The sequence below is a fragment of the Rhodococcus sp. DMF-1 genome (assembly GCF_021441945.1).
Lineage (GTDB): Bacteria > Actinomycetota > Actinomycetes > Mycobacteriales > Mycobacteriaceae > Rhodococcus > Rhodococcus ruber.
Genome location: NZ_CP090442.1, coordinates 5,579,831 through 5,590,576, shown reverse-complemented (window position 1 = coordinate 5,590,576; position 10,746 = coordinate 5,579,831). Strand labels below are relative to the sequence as shown.

Genomic DNA, 10,746 nt, shown 5'->3' with positions numbered 1-10,746 from the left:
GGCTACTCCGAATCTGCTCGTGCGAGAACACCGATGAGGTACGAGACGGTGAGAGTGAGGGCGGGGATGGCCCACCCCCCGTTGAGGGGGAGGTGGTGGCGTAGGCCGGCGGCCCACCAGGTGAGTGGTGTGGCGAGGGCGGCGATCCACATGCCGGTGCACCAGGCGCAGTGCGCGAAGTATGCGGCGAGGGATTCCGGGCCGAAGCGTCGGACGATGAAGGCTCGGTAGGGTTCGCCGATCTTGTCGGTGGTCAGGACGCGGGTGAGGCGTGCTGCGGCGAGGGTGAGGAGCGCGACGATCCAGACGGCGGCCATGGCGGGCACCATAGGAATCGGGGGTGCCCGAGCGGGTCAGTCTTCGGGTGGGAGGCTGACGGCGTAGAGGCAGATGCCGAGCAGGATCAGGACCGTCACGCCGAGGATGAGGGTGCCCATGAGTTCCGGGACGGTAGGGGCGGGGTGTGCCGGTCAGGCGCGTCCGCTGGTCGGTAGGGTCCGGCCGAGGAGTGCGGCTGCTCCCCCACGCCGCGCCCGACCCGCTCCGCTGGTGGCCGCGGCGCGTTGCGCCACCGATGTCGGGGAGGCGATCACGGTTTCGGCGCCGATCAGCTCGCACAGTCGGTTGTAGGCGTTGACCGCGGCGTCCATGCGGTCCGGGGAGTGTTGGCCTTGCTGCCAGTGCACGGCCTGCTTCTCGAGGACGGGCAGGGTGCCGGCGATGCGGAGTCGTCCGGTGGAGGCGGCTTGGCGGGCGCCGGTGGCGCGGGCGATCTTGTCGCCTTTCCAGCGTCCGGGGTGGATGCGCAGCGGCAGGTCGGTCTGGTCGGGGACGGTGATGCCGTCCAGCTCGTGCAGGAGCTGCGCGGCGTCGGTGGGGGTGGCGGGTCCGTCCTCCGCGGACGCCAGCACCGCGGCCGCACTCTCGGCGCCGTGGTTGCGGAGCAGGCGGGCCTGGTCGCGGATGTCGCGCCATGCCTGCTTGAGGACCCGCTCGTAGGTTTGCTCGGTGGTGTACGCCTCGAACAGCAGCTCCGTCGCCCCCGTCGACAGGGCGAGGAGGATGGCGCGGCGGGCCCACTGGTCGGACTGCATGCGGCCGGACCAGTCGTCGGTCCACACGACCCGCCCGTCGGCGGTTGCGGCCGCGGCGATCAGGCCGGCTTCGTCGCGGCGGCCGGTTTCGGCCGGGTCGATCGACACGATCCGCACCACCGCGGCGTCGACGGTGGGGATGCGGTAGCGGTCGAACCACTCCTGCGAGAACAAACCACCCCCGGATGGAGTGGGGGCGCCTTGGTACAGCGCGGACCAGACGCGGGGGCCGACGGCGTCCTTGGTGCGTTCGAAGTCGGCCTGGGTGCGGCCGCGGGCGGACACCATCGCCACCCCCGGCGGCCGGCCCAACGCGTCCGGCACCCCGGCCTCGGAGATGGCGGGGATGTTCACCAGCCGCCACCTGCGCTCCCCCTCCGGGAGCGGTTCGTCCTGGGCGAGGACGTGACCGGCGAGGTCCTCCTCGTGCCAGCGGGTCTGCACAATGATCACCGGGGCGCCAGGGGCGAGGCGCGTTTGGACGACAGCTTCCCACCAGTCGATGACCTTCTGCCGCTCCAGCGCCGAGTCGGCGGCCTGCATGTCTTTGAGGGGGTCGTCGATGATGACCATGTCGGCGGGTTGGCCGGTCATGGAGCCGCCGACGCCGCAGGAGTAGAGGCCGCCGCGGTGGCCGCGGAGTTTCCAGTTGCCGGCCGCACTCTTGTCTTCGGCGAGAGCGATGCCGAGTTTGTCGGGGAGGGGTAGGCCGGTGAGGGGGTCGTGGGCGTCGGAGCCGTGGTCACGGACCATGTTCCGGGCCGTGCGGGCGTGGGTGCGCGCGAGCGCATCCGAGTAGGAGGCGAGGACGATGCGCCGGTCCGGGTCCTGGACGAGGGCGCGGATGGTGCCCCACACCGAGACCCGGGTGGATTTGCCTTCCTGCGGTGGCACGGAGATCACCACGCGCGCATTCGGGGTCGACAGGGCCTGCTCGAGGGCAGCGTCGATGACGTCGAGCGCGGGGGTCTGGACGGTTTGGGGGTCGCAGTGGCGGGCGAGGGCGCCGGCGGTGTGGTGGGTGCGGGCGATGTCGCGGCGGGTGGCTTCTTGGCGGAGGCGGGTGAGGAGGGCGGCGCGTTGTTCATCGTTCCAGCCGTGGGTGTGCGCGTCGATCAGGGCGCGGGCGCGGGCTGGGTCGACAGGCACTTCGGTCTCCTCGGCGTGTGGTTGCACGCGACGATGACGGACCGCGGTGCATTCAAGTTCGCGTTGCAATCTGTGCGTGCTTCGGATTGTCTAGCCCCGTGAAACGGATCAGAGAACTGGCCGGTAAGGGCAGCGCAAAGCAATGGGCCTGGATTGCCTCAGCTTGTTTCGCGGTAGCCGCGGCTCTATTCCTCACCTATTTCTCTCTCAATGGCACCGCGGTAGGGGACTGGATCACTCGCGCAATCGCCGGAGCATCGGTCGTGGTGGCGCTGTTGTCTCGTCGACAATCAAAGAGGTCCGCCGATGCGGCAGAAAGGAACGCCGCTCTTGCGCATAACGAGGACATCCGCCGGCGCCACAAGTGGGCGTTGGAACCACATCCCGTCCCGTACCGCCACGTCCTACGAAACGTCGGAACCGTGACCGCTACCCACGTACGAATCCTGGACAACAATGGCGACTTCGCCCGTGCTGGGTTCACTCAGGCACAGGATCCGGTCACCATCGAGCCGGGACAATCTCGCGCAATCGACCTGCTTACCAAGTGGAGTACAGCCGGCACTCAGGTCACCATCGAGTGGATCCCAGAAGGTGAATCCGAGAAGCGAACGTGGACTGAAGTAATCCAACCTTCGGCGTCTGAGGCTGCTGATCGAGGGAAGGACCAGAAAGACAAGGACGCTCGCCGAAACCGCCAGGATGACATAGACCGAGAGCACCGTCGAGAGATGCGCTCATTGCTCCTCCAGCTTGGTGATGCCTACGCGTCCTATCGCGCGGATCCAAATGCCCCAGGTAACCGTCTACGCGTCCAGTTGCTGACTGCGGCCCTGCCCCCATATTTCGCTCGCGAAATCGGTATGGAGGTGGACGTGGCACGAAACGTGTGGGGTCCGGATGAATACCCGTTTGACGGTCACCTTCATCCTGACGATCGACACCTTATCCAGGAGGTCATGCCCGAGTTGGAGCTGATCTGGAACATGCGCCAACTGGAGGGCACTCCCGTGTACGGTCCGACCGAGGCGCCGGGACCGAACGAGGAACCTCGGATCTGGTGGGCAATTCAGGGGTATGTGGATCGGGTGAAGGATCGAAAGTCTGGAACTCGTCACTTGCGGAGATCTCCGTATGACCAGAAGGCGCATGACGAGGCCATGGCGCACATCAAGAACGCTCAGGCGGCGTTCAAGCAAAGCGACGGGGCGTCGGTGGTTGATGAATCCACTTCGAACGACGGGCCTGGCGTGTAGCCCGCGGTCTTATCACAGCAGTCCGCGGCAGTCTCGGCACCAGTACGCCCCGGGCGCTGCCGGTTCTCCGCAGATCTTGCAGACGCGTGCCGGCGGTGTGGGTGGCTGCTCGACGCGGGCGGCCGGGACGAGGTCGGTGACGTGGTAGTTCGGGTTCACCACAGCGCCAGCTCCTCCGGTTGGGCCGGTGCCGGCGCGAGGAGCAGTTCGACGACGCGCTGCTTCTCGTCGCCGTCGGCGATGCGGGCGCGGCGGGCGTCGGCGCGGAGATCGTCGGGAAGCTGGCTGACCCAGTCGAGGATCTGTCGCCAGGTGAGGGTGACGGCGTGCTCCGGGTCGCGGAGGCTGCGCTGTTTCGTGTAGTCGCCGTGGGTGGTCATGGCGATGCCCCACCGGTAGGTGGAGCGCCACAATCCGGCGGCCCGCCACTGCTCGTCGATGGGTGTTCCGCCGCCGTGCATGTCGCGGATGTGCCCGCACCAGTAGCCGGGGTTGTCGGCGAGTCCGAGGATCTGCCAGTCTGCGAGTTCGGCGAGCAGTCGGAGCTGGTCGGCGTTCATGATGCGTCCTCCCATGATCCACTCGGCCCGTAGTCGCTCTCGTCGAGGCACCACCCCTGCTCTGTCTGTGGATTCCACACGCGGTCGTGACCACATCGGGTGCAGCGGCGCAGGACCAACCGGTACGGCCAGTTCGGGATGGCGACGCGACCTTCGGCGGTGACGCGTTCGGTGCGGACGCCGCAGTGCCAGCACATGTCCAAGGGAAGAGGCTCCGAGGTGCCGTCCATGTTGACTTGGCACATGAACGGGTCTGCCGTGAACTCGCCCCACTCGACGGGGTGACCGTCCCACGCAACAGGGAGACGGCGGGCGGTGGCGTTCACTGGTCACCATCCAGGGCGGCGCGCAGCTGGTCCGTGCCGACGGACGCGGGGAATGGGGTGCCGCCGAACTGGACACCACGCGATGGCGACTGTTCAGCATCGTCGATGAGCTTCTGGACGCGGGTGAGGGTCGCCTGTGCTCGCTCGAGGTCTTCGAGGTAGAGCAGGGCGCCGTAGTTGGCGAGTGATCGACCGAAGGACATACCGGCTCGTTGGCAGGCTTCGATGTTCTCGCGTGCGGCCTTCTCTGCCTGTTGGCATCGTCGGTTGAGTCGAGCGTTTGTCGCGCGCGCTTGGGCGAGCGCAGCCTCGACAGCCTTACGCTGCCGATTTTCGATGATCCAATCACCGCGGAAACGCTCGGATTCACATTCGGCATCGTCGAGGGCGGCGAGCAGTGCGGGCAGGTTGTTCCGCGCCCACACGATCAGCTCAGCGTCGGGACGTACCCGCCCAACCTGGGCGACAACCTCACTCATCCCGACCATGCGGCGATGAGACACCTCGTCACGCCCGTGCCGATCCGTGTCGAGGTTCCACGGTCCGGGTGTGGCGGACTCAAGCAGGCGCCGTCCTTCCGCGATCTGCTCGGGTGTCATCGGGACTCCTCCCCTGGTGCGACAGTCAGTGCGCGGCGCAGGCTCGCGCCGCGGTCGTCGGTCCACTGCTCGGCCAGCGCCAGGCCCTGCTCGACGAGAGCGGTCAGGCGGAGCACCTGGGTGCGCGCGGCAGCGAGGTCGGCGCGGACGTCGAGCAATGTGGCTTCGTCGGTGAGGGCGCGGGATTGCCAGCCGTGGCAGCGGAATTCTTCGGCGGCGAGTTTGCCGGCGAGGCGTTCGATGGTGGCCTCGGTGTGTTCGAGTTGCGCGGCGAGGCGGGTGGCGGTGGCGTGCGGGTCGGTGTGGAGGTTGCTCATCGGGTGACCGCCCATTGGAAGCCGCACACGCAGCGGTGTGCGGTGTGGTCGATCTGGTGGCCGGCGGGGCGTTGGCAGAGGCAGCGGTGGCCGGGGGTGGTGGGGTGTTGGCGGCTGCCTGGGCAATACGTGTAGGTGGTCATGGGTGGGTTCCTTCGATCGGGCAGCGGAGTTGGTGCTGGGCGAGGTCGTGCTGTGCGCGGAGGGCGGCGCAGCGCCAGTGCTGGAGGTCGCGTTCGAGGACTTCGACTCGGTCGGTGAGGCGGTGGTTGTCGGCGAGGACGCCGTCGAGTTGGTGGACGGTGGCGGCGATGCCGGTTTCGAGGCGCTCGACGAGTGGGGGTTCAGGGGCTGGCGACACGGAGGGCCTCCTCGACGCGGGTGGGATGGGCCACCCACCGGGCGAGGGTGCGAAGTGTCCGGTGGGTGGCTCGTGCGAGGGACCGTAATGGGTTGGGGTGCACTAGTGTCCGCAGCGTTCTGCGTGGCGTTCGAGGTCTTCGATGGCGTCGGTGCACCAGCTTGCGAGGAGGAGGATGGCGGTGGTGATGCCGGCGATGCTGGTGAGGGTGGCGGCGGTGTAGGTGGCGAGATGCTTCACGGCACTGAGGCCTTTCAGTTGGTGGGGATCTCAGGGAACAGCGGGTCCATCACGGCCTCGGCCTGCCGCGGACCCAACGACTTCTTGCGGTAGAACCGCACGATCAGCGGCCGCTGCGCCTGCGCATCCCGCAGGTGTGCCCGCAGCCGGCCGACCGTGGTGACGAGCTGGTCGACCTGCTTACGCAGCCGAGCGTTCTCGGCGGCGAGTTCGGAGTCACGCACCGCAGTCAGGTGCCCGACCCGGGCGCGGGTGGACTCCAGTGCGCGCACCCGGGTCTCGGCCTTCTCGGCGCGCACGATCATCACCGTCAGCGCCTCCGCCCGGATCCGCTTCACCAACCGACTCGAGCAGTGGAGGCGGTCGGCGATGACGTCGGCGGTCTCCCCCAGCATCGTCAGTCGCGCGACGACGAAGCAGCGGTCCTCGTGGCTCATCGTTTTCGCGTCGAGGCGGCCGCACCGGGCGGCGTCGATCATCTGCTCGTCCGGCTCCCACTCGAGCTCGGCGGCGTCGAGGAGGCTCACGCGCCCTCCCCGGTACCGTCGTCGGCATCCGCGCCGGCGTCGGCCTGCAGCGCGGACATGATCGCCGCGACCGTGCCGTCCAGATCGATGCTCGTCGAGCCGACGTCGACCTTCGTCGGCGCATCCAAACCGAGCAGCTTCGACCGCCGCTCGGAGATCCGCACGATCGCACCCACCGCCGACGCCACCGCGGACAGTCCGACGCCGGACTGCGACGGACGGAACTGCGCCAGATGCTGCAGTTGGATGCGGTGCGCTTCGTCCAGGCGATCGGACTCGACTGCTCGGTACTCCTCGACCGACTCGAACTCCGTCCGATCCAGCAGCCGCTTCGCCGCCCGGTACGCCCCCGACGCATCCGCATACCCGAGCTCCGCCGCGATCTCCGACCAGTACTTCCCGTCGCGCCGCAACGCCAACGCCCGACGCGCCTTCTCCGACGCGTCGAGGTTTTCCGGGTCCATCGGGCTGGTGCTACCCATGGTGGCCTCCTTGATTGACGAGCGGTGGATTGACAGCGGCGGCGAGACGTTTGGCCCTCGCGATGTCGTCGGCGAGCCCGTTGAACTTCGGGCGTAGCGCGTGCTCGATGTTCTCGATCTCCCGGCGTTGGGTCTGCGCTGCCTCACGGGTGGCGAGCACATCGACGACGGCGTCGGCGACCAGGCCCGGCTCGTGCCGGAACCAGATGCTCTCGTCGTTGCACCGCTGCGTGACCTCGTCGACGATCTCCTGCGCTCGGCGCAAGGCAGGCGACAGGCCACCGGCACCAGACGCCCGGAGCTCGCGGACGTTCTGCTTGAGGCTTTCGATCTTCCGCTGGTCGTACTGCGCTTCGGATTGCAGCTTGGTGACCCGCTCCTCGGCACGGAAGGCGGTCCAGCGGGCGAGCTTCGCCCACGCCGCCTCGGTACTGTGCGGGTTCAGCTCGGGCGCTGGCTTCAGGATCGTCATCGAGCGTGTGCGTCGGCCGGACGGTGGTGCCATGACGCCCCAGTGCGCGGGGATGTCGAGGCCGTCGATCAGTGCGGGGTCCGCGATGACGAGCCACCATTGCGTGCAGTACTTGGCCCAGTCGTCGTGCTTGATCGGCGTCGCCAGTTCGGCGAGGACGTCGGCGCGGGAGACCTTGATCTCGTGGCCGATGATCTTCTCCCCTGCTGTGCTCGACAGTGGGGCGACGATCAGGTCTGCCCGCCGGTCGGAGTGCGGTGCCTGGATCTCGGGAGCGAACAGCCAGCTCTTCGGTCGGTTGGGTGCGTTGTAGTGCTTGTCGAGCATGGCCAGCACGCTGCGGGCGTTGAGGGCAGTGGGCTGGCTCATGCTTGTGCTCCTTCGGTGGTGGTGATTTCGAGCCAGAGTTCGCCGGCGGCACCGCGGACGGCGGGATGGATGACGGGCATGGCTTTGGTCATCAGGTCGGGGGTGTCGTCGGTGACGAGGCCGTGATCGATGAGTCCGTCGAAGCAGGCCTTGGCGGTGGCGAGGAGGTTGTCGGCGTCGCGGCGGCGGTTGTCGCGGGGCCGGTAGTGCAGGGTGACGGTGGCGTGCGCGGCGCCGGTGGGCACGCGGGAGTGTTTGGCGAGGACCGCGGTGGTGTGGCGGATGTCGGCGGTGATGCGTGCCTTGGCGCGCCAGTGGTGCCGGTCGTTGAGGCTCAGCGGCGGCTTGGTCCAGGGGGTGGTGACGATGTGGCTGGTCACAGGGCGTATCCCATCTGTCGGGCGCGGTGCTCGTAGAACTCGTCGCCGTTCATCCACGGCAGGTGTGTGTCGGCGGAGCCGTGGTGGAGGTAGCGGGGGAACATGCGTTCTTCGCGGCCGCCGCGCCACGTCGTCAGGTCCACCTGGGAGGGGTGCTGTTCCTGTTCGGTGCCGGTGGAGGGGCGGAGGCCGAGGCCGAATTCGGGCCAGCGTAGGAACAGGGAGGATCCGGTGGGTCGGAGCAGGCGTTGGGTGCCGGCTTGGCCGTGGGCGACGTGGGCTTCGCAGACGATGGCGAAGCCGTACTTCACGCGGAGCCGGTCGATGGTGTCGGTCAGTTCCTTCGCTGCCTGTTCGTCGCGGGTGTCGAGTTTGTGGAGGCGGTAGAGCGGGCCCATGGCGACGAACACGGGTTGGGTTGCGGCGATGGCGCGTTCGATGCGTTTGACGATGCGGGGGTCGTTGAGGGCGATGCCTTCGGGTCGGATGACGAAGCGGACCATGGTGGACCAGTCGGGGACGTCGACGTGGTGTTTGCGGCACAGGTTGGTGATGCGGTCGCGGATCATGCGGTAGCGGCGGCCGGTTTGGCGTTCGCTGTTCTCGGCGTCGATGACGAGGACCTGGTTGTGGTCGGTCATCGGTGAGCCGAGGAACGGGTGCAGGCCGGCGGCGATGGTCATGACCATCTGCGCGACGAGGATGGATTTTCCGGTGCCTTCGAAGCCGGTGAGGATGAGCCGGTCGGTGCGTTCGAACAGGTCGGGGATGAGCCAGTTGTGTTCGAACTTCTTGCCGAGCAGCTCGTCAAGGCTCATGGGGAGGTCGGCGGTGGTGGCGTCGGTGGTGGTATGGACGGCGGCGAGGTCGTCGTGGGCGCGGCCGATGGAGGCTTCGAGAAGTTCGGTGTCTTCGAGGTGGGCGGCTTCGGTGGCGGCTTCGATGAGGCGTTGGCCGGCGTCGGCGACCTGCCGGGCGGTGTGCAGGTTGCGGATGCGGTCGAGGTAGAAGCCGACGGCGTAGTCCTGGCCGCGGCCCATCATGTCGACGATCGCCTTGGAGACGGCGCGGGCCTGGAGGTCGTTGACAGCTTCCTGTGCGGCGCGGCGGGCGACGGTGGCGTGGTCGCGGGGCTCGCCGGCCTGGTGGCAGGCCAGGAGGGCGCTGTGGATCATCTGGTGCATCGGGATGGAGAACACCCCGGGGTCGAGGGCGGTGATGTGGCCGATGAGGTCGGGTTGGGCGAGGGCGGCGGCGAGGACGGTGGCCTCGGCGGAGGTGTCGGTCAGGGTCATGCGGTTCTCCACTTCGCGCGCAGGCGCCAGACGCGGCGCATGATCGAGAAGTTCGCTTCGATGCGGGCATCGAGGTAGGTCTGGCATTGGACGAGGCCGGTGTTCGGGTCGACCCACCACTGCTGCCCGCACGCGGTGCACACCATGTGCTCGTCGGGGCGGTGGGTGGCGTGCACCCAGTCGACGACGTCGGCGACGTCCTGCTCGTGCTCGGTGAGGGTGTGGGTCATCGCTCCACCAGCAGCCCGGTCTTGACGTCGCGGGGCGCGTCGGGGCGGGTGGTGAGCGCGGCCGGGCCGTGGCGGCGGAGGTAGCCGTCGAGGTACTGGCCGACGGTCTGCTTGGTGATGGGCTTGCCCATCTCGTACAGCGCGACGACGGTGTCCTCGACGGAGTCCGGATCGGCGACACGTTCGTTAATGGCCCACTTGACGATCTGCCTGACCGCGATGAAGTTGAACGCCTTGCCGCAGCGGACGTAGGCGGCGTCGGTGGTGACCTGCTCGAGCGCCTGCGGCTTGCTCGGGGCGGGCGGTTCGATCGCGGTATCGGGTTCGAACAGTGCGGCCGCGTCCGGCGAAGCCGGCGCACGGCTTTTCTCTGTTCCCCTGTTCCCCTGTTCCCCTGTTCCAGGCGCTGGGGTCTCGCGAGACTGTCGCGAGGGTTTCGCGACAGTCTCGCCAATCTCAGCGTTGTCGCTGGTCGGGAGGGGGTAGCGGGCCTTGTTGGGTTTGTCGATGCGCTGGTGCTTCTCCCAGTTGGTGATGTGGAGGTAGGCCTTGCCGTCGACGGTGTAGCGGGTGATTCGGCCGGCTTCGGAAAGGGTCTGCAACCCTCGCGAGACTCTCGCGAATGTCTCCTGAGGGTCTCGCTCGAGGTCTCCGGCGAACAGGTCGGCGGCGATGCTGGCGAGCTTGTCGAGTCCGACGCCGTTGTCGTCGACGTACGACCACAGGGCGATGAACAGGAACCGGGATTCCCAGTCGAGGGCGTCGATGTCGTCGGAGCGGTAGAACTCCGGCTTGATGCTGCGGATTCTCACTTGCACCCCTTCGACCGGTTGCACGACCTGCAGGCGAGGACGAGATTGCTGGCGGTGGACGTGCCGCCCTTGTACTCGGCTGTGACGTGGTCGAATTCAAGTCCGTCGACCACGGGCCACGACGGGCTGTTCAGGTGCCAGGCGATGGCGCCCGAGGCGCTGCAGTACGCGCACTGTGCGGGGACTGTGGTTCCCGGTGCTGCGCCGTAGCGGCGGCACACCTCGCGGCGCACTGCGCTGGGGATCCGGCCCTTCTTGTACTTCGTTGTGGTCATGA

17 protein-coding genes are annotated in these 10,746 nt (G+C 67.9%); 1 reads left to right on the top strand and 16 read right to left on the bottom strand.

Annotated features, from left to right (window positions below; genetic code table 11):
* Positions 1–2: 2 nt before the first annotated feature.
* Together LZP97_RS25765 and LZP97_RS25760 are read right to left on the bottom strand one after the other, a co-directional pair.
* Positions 3–317: a hypothetical protein gene (locus tag LZP97_RS25765; RefSeq protein ID WP_152693011.1), complete on the bottom strand. Its 315-nt coding sequence runs from the start codon at positions 315–317 to the stop codon at positions 3–5.
* Positions 318–470: 153 nt separating this feature from the next.
* Positions 471–2,243, bottom strand: a complete 1,773-nt coding sequence (locus tag LZP97_RS25760; RefSeq protein ID WP_048772476.1) for a terminase large subunit domain-containing protein — start codon at positions 2,241–2,243, stop codon at positions 471–473.
* A gap of 98 nt (positions 2,244–2,341) precedes the next feature.
* Here LZP97_RS25760 and LZP97_RS25755 point away from each other — a divergent pair, with 98 nt between their 5' ends.
* A complete protein-coding gene (locus LZP97_RS25755) occupies positions 2,342–3,499 on the top strand; it encodes a hypothetical protein (protein WP_152693012.1) in 1,158 nt (385 codons plus the stop codon).
* Positions 3,500–3,511: 12 nt separating this feature from the next.
* Here the strand turns inward: LZP97_RS25755 and LZP97_RS25750 are convergent, their stop codons facing one another.
* The 14 genes from LZP97_RS25750 to LZP97_RS25685 form a co-directional block, all read right to left on the bottom strand.
* Positions 3,512–3,661: a hypothetical protein gene (locus tag LZP97_RS25750; RefSeq protein WP_161800542.1), complete on the bottom strand. Its 150-nt coding sequence runs from the start codon at positions 3,659–3,661 to the stop codon at positions 3,512–3,514.
* Complete coding sequence (locus tag LZP97_RS25745; RefSeq protein ID WP_048772483.1) at positions 3,655–4,059, bottom strand: hypothetical protein; 405 nt, start codon at positions 4,057–4,059, stop codon at positions 3,655–3,657. Before LZP97_RS25745 ends, LZP97_RS25750 begins: the two co-directional genes overlap by 7 nt.
* Before the next feature lie 322 nt (positions 4,060–4,381).
* A complete protein-coding gene (locus LZP97_RS25740) occupies positions 4,382–4,984 on the bottom strand; it encodes a hypothetical protein (RefSeq protein WP_048772488.1) in 603 nt (200 codons plus the stop codon).
* Positions 4,981–5,301: a hypothetical protein gene (locus LZP97_RS25735; RefSeq protein ID WP_152693013.1), complete on the bottom strand. Its 321-nt coding sequence runs from the start codon at positions 5,299–5,301 to the stop codon at positions 4,981–4,983. The genes LZP97_RS25740 and LZP97_RS25735 overlap by 4 nt, the downstream gene beginning before the upstream one ends.
* A gap of 139 nt (positions 5,302–5,440) precedes the next feature.
* Positions 5,441–5,662: a hypothetical protein gene (locus LZP97_RS25730; RefSeq protein WP_048772490.1), complete on the bottom strand. Its 222-nt coding sequence runs from the start codon at positions 5,660–5,662 to the stop codon at positions 5,441–5,443.
* Positions 5,663–5,764: 102 nt separating this feature from the next.
* Positions 5,765–5,902 (bottom strand): hypothetical protein, encoded by a 138-nt coding sequence (locus LZP97_RS25725; protein ID WP_161800543.1) that lies wholly within the window; start codon positions 5,900–5,902, stop codon positions 5,765–5,767.
* Between the two features lie 14 nt (positions 5,903–5,916).
* Positions 5,917–6,429, bottom strand: a complete 513-nt coding sequence (locus LZP97_RS25720; RefSeq protein ID WP_048772493.1) for a hypothetical protein — start codon at positions 6,427–6,429, stop codon at positions 5,917–5,919.
* Positions 6,426–6,911, bottom strand: coding sequence for a hypothetical protein (locus tag LZP97_RS25715; protein WP_048772496.1), 486 nt, complete (start codon positions 6,909–6,911; stop codon positions 6,426–6,428). The genes LZP97_RS25720 and LZP97_RS25715 overlap by 4 nt, the downstream gene beginning before the upstream one ends.
* Positions 6,904–7,752: a hypothetical protein gene (locus LZP97_RS25710; RefSeq protein ID WP_048772499.1), complete on the bottom strand. Its 849-nt coding sequence runs from the start codon at positions 7,750–7,752 to the stop codon at positions 6,904–6,906. Before LZP97_RS25710 ends, LZP97_RS25715 begins: the two co-directional genes overlap by 8 nt.
* Positions 7,749–8,132 (bottom strand): hypothetical protein, encoded by a 384-nt coding sequence (locus LZP97_RS25705; protein ID WP_234574930.1) that lies wholly within the window; start codon positions 8,130–8,132, stop codon positions 7,749–7,751. Before LZP97_RS25705 ends, LZP97_RS25710 begins: the two co-directional genes overlap by 4 nt.
* Positions 8,129–9,427, bottom strand: a complete 1,299-nt coding sequence (locus LZP97_RS25700; protein WP_161800544.1) for an AAA family ATPase — start codon at positions 9,425–9,427, stop codon at positions 8,129–8,131. Before LZP97_RS25700 ends, LZP97_RS25705 begins: the two co-directional genes overlap by 4 nt.
* Positions 9,424–9,657, bottom strand: coding sequence for a hypothetical protein (locus LZP97_RS25695; protein ID WP_048772509.1), 234 nt, complete (start codon positions 9,655–9,657; stop codon positions 9,424–9,426). The genes LZP97_RS25700 and LZP97_RS25695 overlap by 4 nt, the downstream gene beginning before the upstream one ends.
* Positions 9,654–10,493 (bottom strand): hypothetical protein, encoded by an 840-nt coding sequence (locus LZP97_RS25690; RefSeq protein WP_200903451.1) that lies wholly within the window; start codon positions 10,491–10,493, stop codon positions 9,654–9,656. The genes LZP97_RS25695 and LZP97_RS25690 overlap by 4 nt, the downstream gene beginning before the upstream one ends.
* Positions 10,466–10,744 (bottom strand): HNH endonuclease, encoded by a 279-nt coding sequence (locus tag LZP97_RS25685; protein WP_048772511.1) that lies wholly within the window; start codon positions 10,742–10,744, stop codon positions 10,466–10,468. Before LZP97_RS25685 ends, LZP97_RS25690 begins: the two co-directional genes overlap by 28 nt.
* Positions 10,745–10,746 lie beyond the last annotated feature (2 nt).